Below are 19,174 nucleotides of genomic sequence, written 5' to 3' on the forward strand. Positions count from 1 at the left end.
GCCATGCAGGCGCGGTTCGCCGCGCGGGGGCTTGCATTTCGGCGCGAATCTCTCTAGTTGGCGCTTCATCGGAACGTCGCGTGATCGCGGCGCTCTTTTTATTGCCCGAATATCGGCGGTTTATGGCGAACCGGATCCATCCGGTGGCCGCAGATCGTTTTGACGAACAGGAGACGACACGGCGTATGCAGATCATCGTTCGCGACAATAATGTCGACCAGGCCCTTCGCGCGCTCAAGAAGAAGCTGCAGCGTGAGGGCGTGTATCGCGAAATGAAGCTGCGCCGTCATTACGAGAAGCCCAGCGAAAAGCGTGCCCGCGAGCACGCCGCCGCCGTCCGCCGCGCCCGCAAGATGGAGCGCAAGCGGATGGAGCGCGACGGTATCAAGTAAGACCGTCTCCCGTTCGGGATCCTGATCGTGAAAAGGGCGCCGCGGCAACGCGGCGCCCTTTTTCGTTGGATTGGTGCGGGGTGGGCGGGTTTCGACCGGAAGTGGACATTCTTTTGAACCGTCACCCCGGACTTGATCCGGGGTCCACGACTTCAACGCCGCAGTGGATCCCGGATCAAGTCCGGGATGACGAAGGTCTGAAAACGACCGATTTCGGACGAGCGGTAATGTTGGCACAAAGAAACATGCCGAAGTTACCGACATCCTCATCCGTCTTTAGGCTGTTCCTTTGGTACCTCTGGTCGATTCCGATTGTTGTCGCTGTCCTGCACATCTTCGATCTGCATTTCGAGTATGATGGCGATCTAATGTTCTGGGTGATCGCGGGCTACATCGCTCCCGCAGGTTTGCTCAGCGAAGCCGTAGGCCAAGGGTTCGGGGTCGGCCTATCGATTTACATAATCCTGCTTGCTGTCATTACTGCTTGGTCGGTTCGGCGCAGCAGGCGCGCTAACGCGCCGTCTGAGGAAGCCCGCTCCCCACCCAATAGCCGACATTCGTTCTCTCGCGGTTCTCATGCTCAATTGCCTCTGGACCGCCGCGCGCCGCACCGCCTATAGGCGTGCGCGACATTCGCCCCCGGGAATGCGGGGCAGGAAAAGGACTGCAAGATGAGCGTAACGACGGTTCCACTGCGCCCGGTGAGCAAGGGCGGGCTGTGGCTGATGTGGTTCGGGCTCGCGGCGCTGCTGGTCGCGGGCGCGGCCTTTGCCTGGCACATGACCCCGCGCATCGGGTTCGAGGTCGTCAAGGCAGGCACCGGGCCGAGCCCGACGAAGGCCGACGTCGTTCTGGTCAAATATGAAGGCAAGCTCGACGACGGCACCGTCTTTGACGCCAACGAACAGGCGCCGATGCAGGTCGCGCAGGTCGTCCCGGGCTTTTCGGAGGCGCTGACCCGGATGCAGAAGGGCGGCGAATACAAGATCAGCATCCCGCCGAAGCTCGGCTATGGCGACCGCGCCGTCGGACCGATCCCGGCGAACAGCACGCTGCACTTCTCGGTCACCCTGCTCGACTTCCGCTCGGAGGCCGAGGTTCGCGCGATGCAGCAGCAGATGCAGCAGATGCAGCAGCAACAGATGATGCAGGGTGGTCCCGGTGGCCCTGGCGGTCCTGGTGGTCCGCCGCCGGGCGCGCCGCAGCCGTAAGGCGCGCGATCACAAAGAAATGCAGAACGGCGGCGGGCTAAATGCCTGCCGCCGTTTTCGCATCGGCGGCGCCGGCGTTGCGTTCGGCTTCGCGTTCGAGCGCGACCTTGATCATCGCGACGATCGGGTCGGCGAGGAACAGCCCCATGAGCCCGAGCAGCGCACCGAAGAGGATCTGCGCGCCGAGCACGAGCGCGGGCGCAAGGTCGACGGTCTTTTTGGCGACCATCGGGACGATCAGATAACCATCGACCGTCTGGACAACGAAATAGATGGCGATCGCCCACAGGCCCGTGTCGGTCCCCGCCGAAAAGCCGACGAGCACGAGCAGCACACCCGAGACGATGGCGCCGATATTGGGGATGAAGGCGAGCAGGCCGGTGAGCAGCCCCATCAACGCCGCCATCGGGATGCCGACCGCCATGCAGGCGAGCCAGGTGCCGACGCCTTCGACGAACATGCCGAGCAGGCGGCCCGCCATCAGCCGGCGCAGCGTGAAGCCCATGCGCGCGGTCGTGATGTAGAAATTCTCGCGGCTCTTCATCGGCAGCATCCATGCGACGCCGCGCTCGTAGAGCCTCGGTTCGATCGCGATGAAGATGCCGAGCACGACGATCATCACGAGGCTGGTGAGCCCGCCGAGCACCGTACCGACCGCCGCGGTGACGCGGCCGACGGTGCCGGCGATATTGTCGGTGATCGTCTTGGTATCGAGCTGGAAATTGCCCATGCCATGATCGCTCGCCCAGGCGGCGATGCGCTCGATCTGCGCCATCACCACCGTTTGCAGCGTCGCGGCCTGATCGGCGATCTGCGAGCCCGCGAACAGGATGGTCCAGCCGAGAAAGGCAAGGAGCGAGAGGCAGATGATGAGGAGGCGCCAGGCGCGGGCGATCGGCAATACGCGGCCGAGCAGGCGCGTCCCGCCGTCGAGCATCGATGCCATGACGATACCGGCGAAGATCAGCAGGATCGGCTGGATCAGCACGATGCACACGCCGATCAGCAGCGCGAGGCCGAGCCACACGCCCGCCTTCAAAAGCTCGGTGCGGACGAGCTGGCTGCGGATTTCGGTGGGGCCGGGGGCCTCGGTGTGCGCTTCGGGCTGGACAGTGGCGGCGCGTGTCGCTGTCGTCTTCCTCGTCGCCGCCATATCCTGTTCCCCGTTGCTCTAACTGCCCTGACGCTCGGGCCGCAGGTCGGTTCCCGCGCGCCCCGACCGCAGGGCATTAAACCAGCTCAATGGGTTGTACCATTCGGCGGTTCCGTCGGTCGAAAAGCTGATGATCTCGGCGCGTCCGGCGATCGCGTCGAAGGGGACGGGGCCGCCGAGCCCCTTCTGGCTGGCGTCGACGCGGCTGTCGGCGCTGCCGTCGCGGTTGTCGCCCATCAGGAACAGATGATTCGCGGGAACGGTGACCGGGCCATAATCGTCGGTCGGATAGCCGGGGCCCATGTCGATGGTGTCGAAGGTCGCGCCGCCGGGCAGCGTTTCACGGACGATGGGAAGCTCGAGGACCTGCTGGCCGCTCGTATCGCGATTCACGAAGCGGTAAAGGCTGCTGTCGGGGCCGGGCAGGTTCGGGTCGACCGGGATCGAGAGCATCGGTTGCACCTCGCGCTTCACCGGCTTGCCGTTGATGCTGAGTTCGCCATTCCTTAGTTCGATCGTGTCGCCCGGCAAGCCGATCACGCGCTTGATATAATCGACGCGCGTCACCGGATGTTCGAGCACGACGATGTCGCCGCGCTCGGGCAGCTTGCCGAACAGCCGGCCCGCGACCTTGGGCGCGAGGTGGAAGCTGACCGACGAATAAGACCAGCCATAGGGATATTTGCTGACGATCAGCCGGTCGCCGTTGCGCAGAATCGGCATCATCGAATCGGACGGGATATAGAAGGGCTTGGCGACGCAGCTGTGGATGCCGAGGACGAGCAGCAATATCACCACGACATCGCGGATCAACTTGCCCCAGCTGCCGTCATCCTTCGTCCCGGCTTTCGCACCACGCTTCGTCATTATTCACTCAATCCTTGATTGCTTCGATGATGACGAAAGCCTGCGCCCACGGATGGTCGTCGGTCAGCGTCAGATGGATGTGCGCGCGGTATCCCGAGGGGGTCATCTGCGCGAGCCGTTCGGCGGCGCCGCCGGTGAGCGCCAGCGTTGGCGCGCCCGAGGGGGCGTTGACGACGCCGATGTCCTTCATGAACACGCCGCGTTTGAATCCCGTGCCGACGGCTTTGGAGAAAGCCTCCTTGGCGGCGAAGCGCTTGGCGTAGGTGCCGGCGCGGGTGAAGGGACGGCGTGCGGCCTTGGCGCGCTCGATGTCGGTGAAGACGCGGTTTTCGAAGCGCTCGCCGAAACGGTCGAGCGAATTCTGGATCCGCTCGATATTGCACAGGTCGGAGCCGAGGCCGATGATCACGCGGCGCCTCTCGCCTCGTCCATCAGCGCGCGCATCCGGCGCACCGCATCCTCCAGCCCCGTAAAGATCGCCTCGCCGATCAGATAATGGCCGATGTTGAGTTCGGCGAGCTGCGGGATCGCGGCGACGGGGACGACATTCTCATAGGTGAGGCCGTGTCCCGCGTGGGGCTCGATGCCATTCTTCCACGCGAGCGCGGCGGCGTCGGCGAGGCGGCGGAGTTCGGCGGCGCGCTCCTCGCCCTCGACATGGGCGTAGCGGCCGGTGTGGAATTCGACGACGGGGGCGCGGAGGCGCATCGCCGCTTCGATCTGGCGCGCGTCGGGCTCGATGAACAGGCTGACGCGGATGCCCGCGTCATTGAGGCGGGTGACGATGGGGGCGAGATGATTGTGCTGGCCTGCGGCGTCGAGCCCGCCCTCGGTCGTGCGCTCCTCGCGCTTTTCGGGGACGATGCATGCGGCGTGCGGTTTGTGGCGCAGCGCGATTTCGAGCATCTCGTCGGTCGCCGCCATTTCGAGGTTCAATGGCAGGTCGGTTGCGGCCTGGATGCGCGCGAGGTCGTCGTCGCGAATATGGCGCCGGTCCTCGCGCAGATGCGCGGTGATGCCATCGCCGCCGACCGCCGCGACGATCTCGGCCGCGCGCACCGGGTCGGGATGTTCGCCCCCGCGCGCGTTGCGGATCGTCGCGACATGGTCGATGTTGACGCCGAGCCGCAGGCGCGAGGAGGAGGGGCCGGTCAAGCCGCCTTGCTCCGGCTGCCAGGCTTTACCGCCTCGGTCGCGACGAGCGCGTCGGGCAGTTCGTCGGCGGCATAGGTCGGGAAGTTGATCGCGACGAGCGGGTAGAAGGGCACGCCGAGATCAACGCTGCCCGCCGAGCGGTCGACGAGCGCGGCTTCGGCGATCACTTCGCCGCCCGCGGCGCGCACCGCCTCCATCGCTTCGCGCGACGAGAGGCCGGTGGTGACGACATCCTCGACCATCAGGACTTTCGCGCCGGGATCGATGGCGAAGCCGCGCCGCAGTTCGAACGTACCGGTCGGCCGTTCGACGAAGATCGCGGGCTTGCCGAGCGCGCGGCCCATTTCGTGGCCGATGATCACACCGCCCATCGCGGGCGAGACGACGATGTCGATCGCTTGCCGCAGCTCGCGCGGCAGCTTCGCGGCGAGCGCGGCGGCGAGGCGTCCGGCGCGCTCGGTATCCATCAGCACGCGTGCGCATTGCAGATAATATTCGCTATGACGGCCGGAGGAGAGAAGGAAATGGCCCTGGAGCAGGGCGTCGGCGGCGCGGAATTCGGCCAGGATTTCATCGTCGGTCATGAAGGATTATTCTTTTGTCCTGTGCGTCGCCCATGGCGGGCGAGCGGGTTTAGGCGGCGAAGATTTGCCAGCCGCAAAATAGTGTTAGAGATGCTTGAGGCAAGCGGCAAGCGGGTCTATAGCGCCCGCGAGATTCAGCCTGTCCGATGGCTGCGTGGGCGCATGTCCGGCAGCGGGGAAGGGGGGCTGGGGCATCATAAGAACAACAGGCAACGGGCGGCACTATCCTTATGAAGAGCTTGAAAACCCTTGTAATTGCGGCGGCTTTGTCGCTCGGCGCAGTCGGCGCCGGTCATGCGCAGGCGCCGGCCGCGGCTCCGGCCGAAGCCCCCGCCGTGGGCGCTCCGGCGAATCCGGCCCCGGCCGCTACCGATGCGGCGGCGACTGCGGCGGCTCCGGCGGGTGACGCCACCTATGTGCCGATGAAGCCGACTCCCGGCGTCGGCCAGCCGGTCGATGCGGGCATCGATTTCCAGCCGCAGGTCAGCCCCGTGGGTGAACAGGCCTATTGGTTCAACCATGTGATTCTGCTTCCCGTGATCACGATCATCACGCTGCTCGTGCTCGGCCTGCTGCTCTGGGCGATGTTCCGTTACCGTGCCAAGGCGAACCCGGTGCCGTCGAAGACGACGCACAACACCCTCATCGAAATCATCTGGACGGCCATTCCCGTGCTGATCCTCGCGGTGATCGCGGTGCCGTCGATCCGGCTTCTGGCCCAGCAGTACGAACCGCCGTCGAAGGATGCGCTGACGATCAAGGTCACGGGGTATCAATGGTATTGGGGCTATGCCTATCCCGACCAGGGTATCGGCGAATATGTCTCGAAGATCTTGCCCAAGGACAAGGCCGAGGCGGCGGGCGAGCCCTATCACCTCGCCGTCGACAACCGCATGGTCGTGCCCGTCGGCCGCCAGGTGAAGCTGATCATCACCGGCGCCGACGTGATCCACAGCTTCGCGGTTCCCGCCTTCTGGACGAAGATGGACGCGGTCCCCGGCCGCGCCAACGAAACGACCTTCACCGCGAACAAGGTCGGCGTCTATTACGGCCAGTGTTCGGAACTGTGCGGCGTCGATCACGGCTATATGCCGATCGCCGTCGAGGTTCTGCCGGTCGACAAGTGGGAGGCATGGGTCCGCTCGAAGGGCGGCAACCCCGCTGGTCCGGTCGCTCCGGCGCCCGCAGCCGCCGCGCCGGCTCCCGCCGTCGCCGCTCCGGCCGCGACGCCGGCCGCCGCCACGACCGAAGCTGCGCCCGCAGCGGCTCCCGCCGCCGCACCGGCTGCCAAGAATTAACAAGGGGTCCGACAGATGACCGATATCGCAGCGACTGCACCCGCGCACGGCCACGCCCATGCGCATGAAAACCATGATCACGACACGCCGGGCTTTTTCGTCCGCTGGTTCATGTCCACGAACCACAAGGATATCGGCACCCTTTACCTGATCTTCGCGATCATTGCCGGCATCGTCGGCGGCGTGATTTCGGGCATGATGCGCCTTGAGCTCGCGCACCCCGGCATCCAGTATCTGACCGGCTGGGCGCAATTCTTCGACGCGTCGGCGGGCGAGGTGCAGGCCAAGCATTTCTGGAACGTGATGATCACCGCGCACGGCCTGATCATGGTTTTCTTCATGGTCATGCCCGCGATGATCGGCGGTTTCGGCAACTGGTTCGTGCCGCTGATGATCGGCGCACCCGACATGGCGTTCCCGCGCATGAACAATGTCAGCTTCTGGCTGACGGCGGTCGCGTTCGTCATGCTTGTCGGCTCGATGTTCGTTCCTGGCGGCAGCGGCCTTGGCGCCGGCACCGGCTGGACGGTCTATGCCCCGCTATCGACCAGCGGCTCGCCTGGGCCCGCGGTCGACATGGCGATCTTTTCGCTCCACCTTGCGGGTGCGGCGTCGATTTTGGGTGCGATCAACTTTATCACCACCATTTTCAACATGCGCGCGCCGGGGATGACGATCCACAAGATGCCGCTGTTCGTGTGGTCGGTGCTGGTCACCGCCTTCCTGCTGCTGCTCGCGCTGCCGGTTCTGGCCGCCGCGATCACCATGCTGCTGACCGACCGCAACTTCGGCACCACATTCTATGATGCGGCGGGCGGCGGCGATCCCGTCCTCTACCAGCATCTCTTCTGGTTCTTCGGCCACCCCGAAGTCTACATCATGATCCTGCCGGGCTTCGGCATCGTCAGCCAGGTCATCTCGACCTTCAGCCGCAAGCCGGTGTTCGGTTATCTCGGCATGGCCTATGCCATGGTCGCGATCGGCGTCGTCGGCTTCATCGTGTGGGCGCACCACATGTTCACCGTCGGCATGAGCGTGAACCTGAAGATGTATTTCACCGCGGCAACGATGGTCATCGCGGTCCCGACCGGCATCAAGATCTTCAGCTGGATCGCAACCATGTGGGGCGGTTCGATGAGCTTCAAGACCCCGATGGTATGGTCGCTCGGCTTCATCTTCATGTTCACGGTCGGCGGTGTGACCGGCGTCGTGCTCGCCAATGGCGGCGTCGACACCAATTTGCACGACACCTATTATGTCGTCGCGCACTTCCACTATGTGCTGTCGCTGGGCGCGGTCTTCTCGCTCTTCGCCGGCTTCTATTACTGGTTCCCGAAGATGTCGGGCCGGATGTACAGCGAGTTCCTCGGCCAGCTGCACTTCTGGATCTTCTTCATCGGCGTGAACGTCCTGTTTTTCCCCCAGCACTTCCTGGGCCAGCAGGGCATGCCGCGCCGTTACCCCGACTATGCGGAGGCCTATGCCTATTGGCACCTGATCTCGTCCTATGGTTATGTGATCATGGGCGTGGGCGTACTGATCTTCTTCGTGAACATCCTCTACTCGCTGTTCGCGGGCAAGCAGGCCGCCGACAATCCGTGGGGCGAAGGCGCGACCACGCTCGAATGGACGTTGTCGAGCCCCCCGCCGTTCCACCAGTTCAACGAACTGCCGCGTATCGCATGATCGGTTACGCCCCCTGCCTGGAAACGGCAGGGGGCGTCGCCCCAAAGGCGGGGTCTGGGAAATATGATCAACCCTGTCGAGCTGACAAAGACGGTATTTTTCTGACATGGCGCAGAGCCTGACCCACGGCGAAACCGCACTCCCCGCCGACTGGCGCGACCTGTTCGCGCTGACCAAGCCGCGCGTGATGTCGCTGGTGGTCTTCACCGCGCTGTGCGGGTTGCTCGCGGCGCCGGGCGAGGTGCATCCGGTGCTCGCCTTCTCGTCGATCCTCGCGATCGCGCTGGGGGCGGGGGCGTCGGGCGCGCTCAACCAATGGTATGAAGCGGGCCTTGACGCCAAGATGAAGCGCACCGCGGGGCGGCCGCTTCCGGCCGGCCGGCTCGATCCGCAGACGGCGCTGCAGTTCGGCATCGGGCTCGCCGCCTTTTCGCTGTTCCTGATGCTCTTCGCATCGAACTGGCAGGCGACGCTCCTGCTGCTCGCCTCGATCCTCTTCTATGTCTTCGTCTATACGATGTGGCTGAAGCCCAGGACGCCGCAGAATATCGTCATCGGCGGCGCGGCGGGCGCCTTTCCGCCGCTGATCGGCTGGGTCGCGGCGACGGGATCGATCGCGCCGCTGCCGGTGCTGCTCTTCCTGCTCATCTTCCTGTGGACGCCGCCGCATTTCTGGGCGCTGGCGCTGTTCATGCGTTCGGATTATGCCGCCGCGGGGATCCCGATGATGCCGGTTGTCGCGGGCGAGAAATCGACGCGGCGCCAGATCCTCTTTTATGCGATCATCATGGCGGCGGGAGCGATCGCCCCGTGGCCGCTCGGTTACACCGGCGCGCTCTATGGCTGGACCGCCATCCTCCTGTCGGCGGTCTTCGTCCTGTTCTCGATCCAGGTCGGCACGCGCACGACGGGCGAGGGCGATCTGATGCAGCCCGAAAAGCGTCTCTTCGCATATTCGATCGCTTATCTTTTCATATTGTTCGGCGCTGTCGTCGTCGACCATTGGTGGCCGCTATGACCGAAGACACCCCGAACGAACCATTTGACGAGGCCGAATATCGGCGCCGTCAACGTAGCCGCGCCAATCTGATGGCGTGGATGCTCGGCGGGCTCGCGATCCTCTTTTTCTTCATCACCATCGCCAAGATGCAGATATTCGCATGATGGCCCGCGTGTCCCCCAACGCGAAAACCGCCAGCCTTGCCGCGCTGCTCGCACTCGCGATGGTGGGCCTCGGCTTCGCGGCGGTGCCGCTCTATAATCTCTTTTGCCGCGTGACCGGTTTCGGCGGCACGACGCAGCGTTTCGACCCGGTCGCGGCGGCGGCGGAACCCAAAATCTTGTCGGACACGATTTCGGTGCGCTTCGACGCCAATGTCTCGCCGAATCTGCCGTGGAAATTCTATCCCGAACATCCGACCGACACGGTCAGCATCGGCGCGCGCGACATGGCGATCTTCATCGCCGAGAATAATTCGGCGCAGCCCGTCATCGGGACCGCGAGCTTCAACGTCACGCCGACGCAGGCGGGCAAATATTTCACCAAGATCCAGTGCTTCTGCTTCACCCAGCAACGGCTGGAGCCGGGGCAGCAGATGCGCATGCCGGTGCTGTTCTTCGTCGATCCGAAGATCAAGGACGACCCCGACGCGCGCGACGTGCAGGAAATCACCTTGAGCTACACCTTTCACCCTGTAGACGAGGGTAAAAAGGCGAGCTAAGGCCGCGAACAAGAGTCTAACAAGACCGGCAGATGATGGGGAATCGTCATGCTGGGGCAGCAAAAACGGGAATTGTGACATGGCCGGTGCCAAACATCATGACTATCACCTCGTAAATCCCAGCGTCTGGCCGCTCATCGGCTCGGTTGCCGCGCTCGTGATGTTCTTCGGGCTCGTCATGTCGATGCACGCCGACCATTTTGGCGGCGTCGGCAAATGGGTTCTCGGCCTTGGCTTCATGGGCGTGATCGCGACCTTCTTCAGCTGGTGGTCGGACGTCATCAACGAAGCGCATGCCGGCGATCATACCCCTGTCGTCCAGCTGCACCTGCGATACGGCATGATCCTGTTCATCGCGTCCGAAGTGATGTTCTTTGTCGGCTGGTTCTGGGCCTGGTTCGACTTCTCGCTCTTTCCCGTGCCGATCGAATATGCCGAAGGTGCGGTCACCTCGCTGTTCGGCCAGGATGGCGCCGACGCGATCACCATGTGGCCGCCGAAGGGCATCGAAGTCATCGACGCCTTCTCGCTGCCGCTGCTCAACACGCTGATCCTGCTCTGCTCGGGTACCACGATCACCTGGGCGCACCATTCGCTGATCCACGGCGACCGCGAAGGCCTCAAGAAGGGCCTGTGGCTGACGATCATCCTCGGTGCGGTCTTCTCGACGATCCAGGCTTATGAATATGCCCATGCGCCGTTCGGCTTCGGACAGAGCAACTATAGCTCGGCCTTCTATATGGCGACGGGTTTCCACGGCTTCCACGTCCTTGTCGGCACGATCTTCCTGATCGTCTGCCTCGTGCGCACCTATAAGGGCCACTTCACGCCGCAGCAGCATTTCGGGTTCGAAGCCGCGGCCTGGTACTGGCACTTCGTCGACGTCGTGTGGCTGTTCCTCTTCATCATCGTCTATGTCTGGGGCGGCTGGGGCGCGCCGGTCGCCGCGCACTAAATTGCCCGCTGGCAATCAACCGCAAAAAGGGCAGCCGCCGATCGCGCGCGCTGCCCTTTTTGGCCTTTGTCCCGAATGCGGCGCGCAGACGCTGTTCGACGGGCCGGTGAAATTCGCGCCGCGTTGCCGCGTCTGCGGGCTCGATTTCGAGAGCTATAATGTCGGCGATGGACCCGCGGCGTTCCTGACGCTGATCATCGGCGCGCTGCTGATCGCGATCGCGCTGACGATCGATGCCTTGTTCCGACCGCCTTTCTGGGTGCATGTCGTGCTGTGGGTACCGCTGACCGCCGCCGCCGTCGTCTATGGCCTGCGCGTCGGCAAGGCGGCCCTGCTCGCGAGCGAGCATCAGCGGCAAGCCGCCGAGGGGCGGCGGGTGGACGATGACCATGACTGAACCAGCCGAACGGCCCGTGCGGCGCTGGCCGCTGATCCCGACCCTGCTCGTGCTCGCCGCGGTCGCGGTGATGATCGCGCTCGGCGTCTGGCAGCTCCAGCGCAAAAGCGAGAAGGAAGCGCTGATCGCGCTTTACCAGCGCAATATGGCGATGTCGTCGCTGGTGGCCTATCCCGAGCTTCCGCCGGTGGAAGACAGCTTCCTCTATCGCAAGAGCAGCATCGTGTGCCTCGAGCCTGTGCGCTGGGATCCGCGCAGCGGCACCGACCGCAAGGGCAAGTCGGGAATCCGCATGATCGCCGATTGCCGGACCGGCGTCGAAGGGCCGGGGGTGCTCGTCGATGTCGGCATAGGCGACGATTTTGCGCCGCCGAAATGGGGCGGCGGGACGGTGCAGGGGACGATCGTCCCCGGTCCCGAGCAGCCGACGGTGATGGCGCGGGCGATGGGCAAGGCGGTTCCCGCGCGCGCGATGCTGGTCGCCGACGCGCCGGTTGCGAACCTGCGCCCCAGCGGCGTGCCTTCAGCCGACGATACGCCGAACAACCATCTGGCCTATGCGGTGCAATGGTTCCTGTTCGCCGCCGCGGCGCTCGTCATCTATATATTGGCTGTCCGTCGCCGCTTGCGGCCTTGAGCCTCTCCCGCTAGGCGCTGGGCCGCCATGGAATATATCAGCACCCGCGGCTCCGCGCCGACCCTCGACTTTCGTGCCGCGACATTGGCCGGCCTTGCCAGCGACGGCGGCCTCTATGTGCCGGCGAAATGGCCGCGGATGTCGGCGGAGGATATTCGCGCGCTCGCGGGGCTCGACTATGCCGAAACCGCGGTGCGGATCATGCGGCCCTTCGTCGAGGGCGTGCTGACCGAGGACGAGCTGCGCACCCTGTGCCGCGCCGCCTATGGCCGCTTCAGCCATGACGCGGTGACGCCGCTCGTCCAGCTCGACCATCGCCACTGGCTGCTCGAACTGTTCCACGGCCCGACGCTGGCGTTCAAGGACGTCGCGCTGCAATTGCTCGGGCAATTGTTCGAAAAGTTCCTGGCGGGCGGCGATACCGACATCACGATCGTCGGAGCGACGTCGGGCGATACCGGGTCGGCGGCGATCGAGGCGGTCGCGGGACGCGAGCATATCCAGATCTTCATGCTCCATCCCGAAGGGCGTGTCAGCGACGTGCAGCGGCGCCAGATGACGACGGTGCTCGCGCCCAACGTCCACAATATCGCGATCGACGGCAGCTTCGACGACGCACAGGCGATGGTGAAGCGGCTGTTCGGCGACGAGGAAGCGCGGAGCCAGGTCAACCTGTCGGCGGTGAACAGCATCAACTGGGCGCGGCTGATGGCGCAGGTCGTCTATTATTTCTACGCCGCGGTGCGCCTTGGCGGACCCGACCGTCCGGTGGCGTTCAGCGTGCCGACGGGCAATTTCGGCGACGTGTTCGCGGGCTATGTCGCGGCGCAGATGGGGCTGCCCGTGGCAAAGCTCGTCGTCGCGACCAACGTCAACGACATTCTCCACCGCGCGCTGACCAGCGGCGACTATAGCGCGGGCACGGTGACGCCGACCGCGACGCCGAGCATGGACATCCAGGTGAGCAGCAATTTCGAACGCCTGCTGTTCGACCTCTCGGGCCGCGACGACGCCGCGATCACCGGGATGATGAGCGAGTTCGACGCGAACCGCGCGATGACGATCCCTGCCGACATGCTCGCCGGCGCGCGCGACCTGTTTTCGAGCGCGAGCATCGACGGCGACGCGATGGCGCTCGCGCTGCGCTGGGCGCAGGAGCATGGCGGGCAGATCATCGACCCGCACAGCGCCGTCGGCCTCGCCGCCGCGCGCGCGCTGGAGATCGATGCCGATATTCCCGTCGTCACGCTCGCGACAGCGCATCCCGCGAAATTCCGCGAGGCGGTCGAGCGCGCGACCGGCGTGCGCCCGCCGCTGCCCGCGCGGCTGGGCAACCTCTTCGAGCGCGAAGAGCGCTATACGAAGCTGCCCGGCGACTATGACGCGGTGAAGGCCTTTGTCCTCGCGGAAGCGGCGCGTGGCTGACCTCTTACCCCTTGTCACGCTCGTCGGCGAGGCGTGGGACGATTATGGGCTGGTCGACAGCGGCCACGGGCGCAAGCTCGAACGATACGGCCGTTATCGCTTCATCCGCCCCGAGCCGCAGGCGATGTGGGCGCCGGCGCTTCCGCCGAGCGAATGGGAAGCCGCCGACGGCGAATTCATCCCTGCGTCCGACGACGATGGTGGCGGGCGCTGGTATTATAACAAGCCCGTGCCCAGCGAGGGCTGGCCGCTCGCGTGGCGCGAGACGCGTTTCACCGCCTCGTGCACCCCGTTCCGCCATCTCGGTTTCTTCCCCGACATGGCGCCGGTGTGGGACTGGCTGCGCGGCCAGGTGGCCGACAAGCCCGATCCCGCCTTTCTCAACCTCTTCGGCTATACGGGCGTCGGGAGCCAGGCGCTCGCCGCGGCGGGGGCCTCGGTCACGCATGTCGATGCGTCGAAGAAGTCGGTGGGGCAGGCGCGCGAGAATGCGGCGCTTGCCGGCCTGGCCGACAAGCCGGTGCGCTGGATCGTCGACGATGCGGGCAAGTTCACCGCGCGCGAGGTGCGGCGCGAGCGGCGTTACGATGCGATCCTGCTCGACCCGCCGAAGTTCGGGCGCGGGCCGGGCGGCGAGCGCTGGCAGATCGAGGAGGGGCTCGCGCCCTTGCTCACCGACTGCCGCCGTTTGCTCGACGCCGACAGCCGGGCGCTGTTCCTGACCGTCTACGCCGTGCGCATGTCGGCGCTCGCGATCGGCGAGCTGGTCGCGCAGCTTTTCGCCGACCTGCCGGGCAAGGTCGAGTGCGGCGAACTGGCGGTGCGCGAGGAGGCGAGGGGGCTGCTGCTGCCAACGGCGATTTTCGCGCGCTGGAGCCGCTGACGCATTTCCGCGGCGGGCGCTTTGCTGCATACGTTTGCCGCACAAAAAAGCGCAGCATTGTGACCCAAATGCAACGGTCGATGCGTTGACAATGAGAACGTTCCCATTTAGATAACGTTCACATAACGGGAATGCCGCCACCAAAAGAGAGCGGCTATGTGGGAGAAATGGGGATGCGGGCGTCTCAAAAGCAGTGGCTTGCCAAGTTTCTGGCCGGGACTTCGGCGCTGTCGATGATGGGCATGGCGCAGGTCGCCTTCGCGCAGGAAGCGCCGGCCGACAGCGAAGTTGGCGGTGATGAAATCATCGTGACGGGCATTCGTGCCTCGCTCGCTGCATCAGCCGACATCAAGCGCGAGGCGCAGGGCGTCGTCGATGCGATCTCTGCCGAAGACATCGGCAAATTCCCCGACACCAACCTCGCCGAATCGCTCCAGCGCATCACGGGCGTGTCGATCGACCGCTCGAACGGCGAAGGTTCGCTGGTCACGGTCCGCGGCTTCGGCCCCGAATTCAACCTCGTGACATTGAACGGCCGCCAGATGCCGACCGCGCTGATCGGCGACGGCGGCAGCGCGCCGTCGTCGCGGTCGTTCGATTTTGCCAACCTCGCGTCCGAAGGCATCGCGTCGGTCGAGGTCTACAAAAGCGGCCGCGCGACGATCGAATCGGGCGGCATCGGTTCGTCGATCAATATCCGCACGCCGCGCCCGCTCGACAATCCGGGGATGCGCGGCAGCCTTTCGGTCAAGGGCGTCTACGATACGTCGCGCAACAATAGCGACCCGATCACGCCCGAAGTGTCGGGCATCTTCAGCACGACTTTCGCCGAAGACCGCATCGGCATCATGATCGCGGGATCGTACCAGAAGCGCAAGTCGAGCACCAACACGGCGAATGTCGGCTGGCGCGACGGTTATCTGGGCAGCGAAAACAACTGGGGTTCGCTCGCGCAGCCGGGCGATCCGCGCGCCGACAACATCACCAATCGTCCTGGCCCCGACGACGTCTATCAGGTGCCGCAGAATGCGTCCTATGACCTCAACGACATCAATCGCGAGCGCATCAACGGGCAGGCGGTGCTGCAGTTCCGGCCGACCGATGAACTGACCGCGACGGTCGACTATGTCTATTCGCGCAACACGGTCGAAACGCGGAACAGCAATGTCGGCGTCTGGTTCAACCACGAAAACACGTCGAGCGCGTGGACCGACGGGCCGGTCGCCGGGCCGATCTTTTACAGCGAGATATTCGCGCCGCCGACCGGGACGCCCGGGCCCGACGCGCTCTATGGCGGCAAGGATCTGTCGTACAGCGGCGCGCTGACCGAAAACCGGGCGGAGAATAATTCGCTCGGCTTCAACCTCGAATGGAAGGGCACGGACGGGGTGACGTTCGAGCTCGACGCGCATCATTCGACCGCCGAGGTCAATCCGGTCAACCGCTTCGGGTCGAGCATGTCGCTGGGTAATGCCGTCTTTGGCGTGCAGAATCAGACGATCAATTTCGAGAATGACCTGCCGGTCATCTCCTACGGCATGTATCCGGGCATCGACCCGCTCGACGCGTCGTTGATCACGCCGACGGGTAATGCCTTCCGCAACGCTTTTTTCCGCAACCGGATCAACCAGGTGCAGCTGCGCGGCCAATATGACCATGACGGCGGTTTCCTCGACAGCATCGATTTCGGCGTTTCCTATGTCGACAGCAAGGTGCGCTCGGCGTTCGGCACGATCCAGAACGACGACACATGGGGCGGCGCGGGTCCGGCGGCGGATATTCCCGACGACATTTTCAAACTCGTCACGCTGCCCGACAAATTCCCCGGTCTTGCGCAATCGGGGATGATCGAGAGTTTCTATACCTTCGATTTCGAGCGACTGGCCGACCTGAACGAGCAGAATTATCAGGTCTGCAGCAACCCCGCGACGGGCGCTGCACAGCCGGGCACCTGCCTTGCCGTCTTCAACACCGATCGGCGCATCTCCGAAAAGACGCTGGCGCCCTATCTGCAGGTCGCGACGGTATTCGACCTGTTCCAGAATCCCGCGCATTTCACGGCGGGTATCCGGTATGAGACGACCGATATCTCGTCGGCGGCGCTGGTGCCGGTGCCGGTGACGACCACCTGGGTCGGCGACAATGAATTCAACGTCGTCTTTTCGGGCGAAAGCGACTTTACGCGGTTCAAGGGCTCCTACGACAATTGGCTGCCGGCGATCGATTTCGACATCTCTCCGATGGAGGACATCAAGCTGCGTGCATCCTACAGCCACACGATCACGCGCCCCGACTATGCCAGCATGCAGGGCGGGCGGACGATCGATACGCTGTTCCGCGTCGGCGGCGGCACGGGTGCGCAGGGCAATCCGGGGCTGGTCCCGTACAAGTCGAAGAATATCGACCTGTCGGCGGAGTGGTATTACGGCCGCGATTCCTATCTGTCGGTGGGCTATTTCCACAAGGATGTGAGCAATTTCATATCCTCGACGCGGATCGACTCGAGTGCGTTCGGGTTGACGACGCCGGTGGGCGGGCCGCGCTGGAATGCCGCGATCGCCGCGATCGGGTCGGGTGCGACTGTCGGGCAAATTCGCGAATATATCATCGAGAATTTCCCCGACACGGTCACGGGCAACATCATCAATGCCGCGCCCGGCGATCCGCTCGTCAATTTCGAAATCGCGACGCCGGTGAACAGCGACCAGACTGCGTCGCTCAACGGCTGGGAGTTCGCGCTCCAGCACAGCTTCTGGGATACCGGTTTCGGCGTCATCCTGAACTATACGATCGTCAACGGCGATGCGACGTACGACAATACGCAGCCGTCGTCGGTGGCGCAGTTCGCGCTGACCGGACTCAGCGACAGCGCCAACGCCGTGGCCTTCTATGACAAGAATGGCCTCCAGGCGCGCGTCGCGTGGAACTGGCGCGACGAATTCCTCGCGGGAACGGGCCCCAACCCCTTCTATACCGAGGAATATTGGCAGATCGACGCGAGCGCGAGCTATGAGTTCATCCCGGGCTTTACGGGATTCGTCGAGGCGATCAACCTGACGGGCGAGGGCCGCCGCGGGCACCTTCGCAGCAAGAACAATGTCACCTTCGTCCAGCCGGGCTTCGCCCGCTATGCGGCAGGGGTCAGGTTCAGCTTCTAGAACGGCGGAACCCGTCCGCCGGGTTTCCGGCAAGGGGGTCGCGCCTTTTCGGGCGCGGCTCTTTTGCGTGACGGATCACGAAGCGTAGCCTAGGATCGGTGACAATGAATAGCGCGATCGAGAGGGTTGTCATCGTGGGCGGCGGCACCGCCGGCTGGCTGGCGGCGTCGCTGCTCGCGACATCGCGGCGGGCGAAGGCGGCGCCACTGTCGGTGACGGTGGTCGAGGCGCCCGACGTCGCGATCGTCGGCGTCGGCGAGGGCACCTGGCCGACGATGCGAACGACGCTCCAGACGATCGGGCTGGACGAGACCGAGTTCCTCGCGGCCTGCGACGGGGCGTTCAAGCAGGCGTCGCGTTTCGACGGCTGGGTCGATGGCTCGGCGGGCGATTCCTATCTCCACCCCTTCACCACGCCGCCGGCGGTGCCGCTCGGCGAATTGCTCGCCGCGTGGCAGGCCTCGGCCCCCGACCAGCCGTTCGCGGCGGCGATGAGCGCGCAGGCGGCGGTCTGCAAGCAGCATCTCGCGCCGCGGCAGCGCGCGATGCCCGGCTATCAGGGCGCGGCCAACTATGCCTATCATTTCGCTGCGGAAAAATTCGCGGCGCTGCTGTCGGTGCACGCGACGCAGGTTTTGGGCGTCGAGCATATCCTGGGCCGCGTCACCGGCGCACGGCGCGCCGCGAACGGTGATATCGCCGCGCTGACCAGCGACAGCGGGCGCGAGGTCGCGGGCGACCTGTTCATCGACTGCACCGGCTTCAAGGGGCTGTTGATCGACGGCGAACTCGGCGTCGAGTGGATCGACCGCAGCGACCATGCGTTCAACGACCGCGCGATCGCTTCGCAGGTGCCGGTGCCGCCGGGCAGCCCCATCGCATCGCAAACGATCGCGACCGCGCACGAGGCCGGCTGGATCTGGGATATCGGCCTGCCGTTGCGGCGCGGCATCGGCTGCGTCTATTCGAGCCGTTTCATGGACGCCGAACGCGCGGAGACGATCCTGCGCGACTATATCGCGCGCGAACTGCCCGGCGCGCTGCCCAAGGAAGGGGCGTTCGGCGCGCCGTTCAAGCATATCAGCTTCCGGACCGGCCACCGCGCGCGCTTCTGGGAAAAAAACTGCCTTTCGATCGGCCTCGCCGCGGGTTTCATCGAGCCGCTCGAAGCGTCGGCGATCGTGCTGATCGAATTGTCGCTGCGCGCGCTCACCGACAATTTCCCGGCCGACCGCGCCGCGATGGACATCCACGCGGCGCGCTTCAACAAGCTGTTCCGCTATCGCTGGGACCGCATCGTCGAATTCCTGAAGCTCCATTATGTGCTCAGCCGCCGCGACGAACCCTATTGGCGCGCGCACCGCGACCCCGACCATATCCCGCCGCATCTGGCCGACCTGCTGACGCTATGGCGCGACCAGCCGCCATCCTCGTCGGATTTCCCCTATGTCGACGAGATTTTCTCGGCGGAAAGCCACCAGTATATCCTCTATGGCATGGGATTTCCGGCCCCCGCCGGCTGGCCCGCGAGCGACCGCGCGCTGGCGGCGCTGGCCGAGATGCGGCAGCGCGCGCGCACGCTTGCCGCCGGGTTGCCGACGAACCGCGCCTACCTCGACACGCTCGCCGCCGATCGCGTCGCGGCCGAATAG

The 19,174-nt window shown here is 64.8% G+C and carries 19 protein-coding genes; 14 read left to right on the forward strand and 5 right to left on the reverse strand.

Translation table 11 applies throughout. The features are described from left to right. Positions 1–185 precede the first annotated feature (185 nt). Complete coding sequence (rpsU, locus tag HDC29_RS06850) at positions 186–392, forward strand: 30S ribosomal protein S21 (protein ID WP_037510267.1); 207 nt, start codon at positions 186–188, stop codon at positions 390–392. A 671-nt stretch (positions 393–1,063) separates the two neighbouring features. Continuing rightward, a complete protein-coding gene (locus tag HDC29_RS06855) occupies positions 1,064–1,603 on the forward strand; it encodes an FKBP-type peptidyl-prolyl cis-trans isomerase (protein WP_179495619.1) in 540 nt (179 codons plus the stop codon). Between the two features lie 37 nt (positions 1,604–1,640). Here the strand turns inward: HDC29_RS06855 and HDC29_RS06860 are convergent, their stop codons facing one another. From HDC29_RS06860 to pyrE, 5 genes are read right to left on the reverse strand one after another with little or no spacing between them, the layout of a single operon-like run. Further along, positions 1,641–2,756: an AI-2E family transporter gene (locus tag HDC29_RS06860; RefSeq protein WP_179495621.1), complete on the reverse strand. Its 1,116-nt coding sequence runs from the start codon at positions 2,754–2,756 to the stop codon at positions 1,641–1,643. Between the two features lie 18 nt (positions 2,757–2,774). Continuing rightward, positions 2,775–3,623, reverse strand: a complete 849-nt coding sequence (gene lepB / locus HDC29_RS06865; protein WP_179495623.1) for a signal peptidase I — start codon at positions 3,621–3,623, stop codon at positions 2,775–2,777. A gap of 7 nt (positions 3,624–3,630) precedes the next feature. Continuing rightward, positions 3,631–4,032 (reverse strand): holo-ACP synthase, encoded by a 402-nt coding sequence (gene acpS, locus HDC29_RS06870; RefSeq protein WP_179495625.1) that lies wholly within the window; start codon positions 4,030–4,032, stop codon positions 3,631–3,633. Continuing rightward, on the reverse strand, positions 4,029–4,778 hold the full coding sequence (locus tag HDC29_RS06875) for a pyridoxine 5'-phosphate synthase (protein WP_179495627.1): 750 nt from the start codon (positions 4,776–4,778) through the stop codon (positions 4,029–4,031). The genes acpS and HDC29_RS06875 overlap by 4 nt, the downstream gene beginning before the upstream one ends. Continuing rightward, on the reverse strand, positions 4,775–5,362 hold the full coding sequence (gene pyrE / locus HDC29_RS06880) for an orotate phosphoribosyltransferase (protein ID WP_179495629.1): 588 nt from the start codon (positions 5,360–5,362) through the stop codon (positions 4,775–4,777). The genes HDC29_RS06875 and pyrE overlap by 4 nt, the downstream gene beginning before the upstream one ends. Before the next feature lie 230 nt (positions 5,363–5,592). Here pyrE and coxB point away from each other — a divergent pair, with 230 nt between their 5' ends. The 12 genes from coxB (at position 5,593) to HDC29_RS06940 (ending at position 19,174) form a co-directional block, all read left to right on the forward strand. Beyond that, positions 5,593–6,660, forward strand: a complete 1,068-nt coding sequence (gene coxB / locus HDC29_RS06885; RefSeq protein WP_179495631.1) for a cytochrome c oxidase subunit II — start codon at positions 5,593–5,595, stop codon at positions 6,658–6,660. A 15-nt stretch (positions 6,661–6,675) separates the two neighbouring features. Next, the gene (ctaD, locus tag HDC29_RS06890) at positions 6,676–8,346 is read left to right on the forward strand and encodes a cytochrome c oxidase subunit I (RefSeq protein WP_179495633.1); all 1,671 of its coding nucleotides are present in this window, start codon (positions 6,676–6,678) and stop codon (positions 8,344–8,346) included. A gap of 106 nt (positions 8,347–8,452) precedes the next feature. Next, positions 8,453–9,364, forward strand: coding sequence for a heme o synthase (locus HDC29_RS06895; RefSeq protein ID WP_179495635.1), 912 nt, complete (start codon positions 8,453–8,455; stop codon positions 9,362–9,364). After that, positions 9,361–9,510: a hypothetical protein gene (locus tag HDC29_RS06900; RefSeq protein WP_179495637.1), complete on the forward strand. Its 150-nt coding sequence runs from the start codon at positions 9,361–9,363 to the stop codon at positions 9,508–9,510. The genes HDC29_RS06895 and HDC29_RS06900 overlap by 4 nt, the downstream gene beginning before the upstream one ends. Further along, entirely contained in the window at positions 9,510–10,067 is a 558-nt protein-coding gene (locus tag HDC29_RS06905) for a cytochrome c oxidase assembly protein (RefSeq protein WP_373562794.1), read from the forward strand. The genes HDC29_RS06900 and HDC29_RS06905 overlap by 1 nt, the downstream gene beginning before the upstream one ends. 79 nt (positions 10,068–10,146) lie before the next feature. Next, positions 10,147–11,022, forward strand: coding sequence for a cytochrome c oxidase subunit 3 (locus HDC29_RS06910; RefSeq protein WP_179495641.1), 876 nt, complete (start codon positions 10,147–10,149; stop codon positions 11,020–11,022). After that, a complete protein-coding gene (locus HDC29_RS06915) occupies positions 10,982–11,419 on the forward strand; it encodes a DUF983 domain-containing protein (protein WP_179495643.1) in 438 nt (145 codons plus the stop codon). Before HDC29_RS06910 ends, HDC29_RS06915 begins: the two co-directional genes overlap by 41 nt. Next, complete coding sequence (locus HDC29_RS06920) at positions 11,412–12,056, forward strand: SURF1 family protein (RefSeq protein WP_257018086.1); 645 nt, start codon at positions 11,412–11,414, stop codon at positions 12,054–12,056. Before HDC29_RS06915 ends, HDC29_RS06920 begins: the two co-directional genes overlap by 8 nt. Before the next feature lie 27 nt (positions 12,057–12,083). After that, positions 12,084–13,481, forward strand: a complete 1,398-nt coding sequence (thrC, locus tag HDC29_RS06925; protein WP_179495645.1) for a threonine synthase — start codon at positions 12,084–12,086, stop codon at positions 13,479–13,481. Next, positions 13,474–14,364 carry a class I SAM-dependent methyltransferase gene (locus HDC29_RS06930; RefSeq protein WP_179495647.1) on the forward strand — a complete coding sequence of 297 codons (891 nt, stop codon included), beginning with the start codon at positions 13,474–13,476 and terminating at the stop codon, positions 14,362–14,364. The genes thrC and HDC29_RS06930 overlap by 8 nt, the downstream gene beginning before the upstream one ends. Positions 14,365–14,537: 173 nt before the next feature. Beyond that, positions 14,538–17,522, forward strand: coding sequence for a TonB-dependent receptor (locus tag HDC29_RS06935; protein ID WP_179495649.1), 2,985 nt, complete (start codon positions 14,538–14,540; stop codon positions 17,520–17,522). A 104-nt stretch (positions 17,523–17,626) separates the two neighbouring features. Continuing rightward, a complete protein-coding gene (locus HDC29_RS06940) occupies positions 17,627–19,174 on the forward strand; it encodes a tryptophan halogenase family protein (protein WP_179495651.1) in 1,548 nt (515 codons plus the stop codon).

This window comes from Sphingopyxis sp. JAI108 (assembly GCF_013410105.1).
Taxonomy (GTDB): Bacteria; Pseudomonadota; Alphaproteobacteria; order Sphingomonadales; family Sphingomonadaceae; genus Sphingopyxis; species Sphingopyxis chilensis.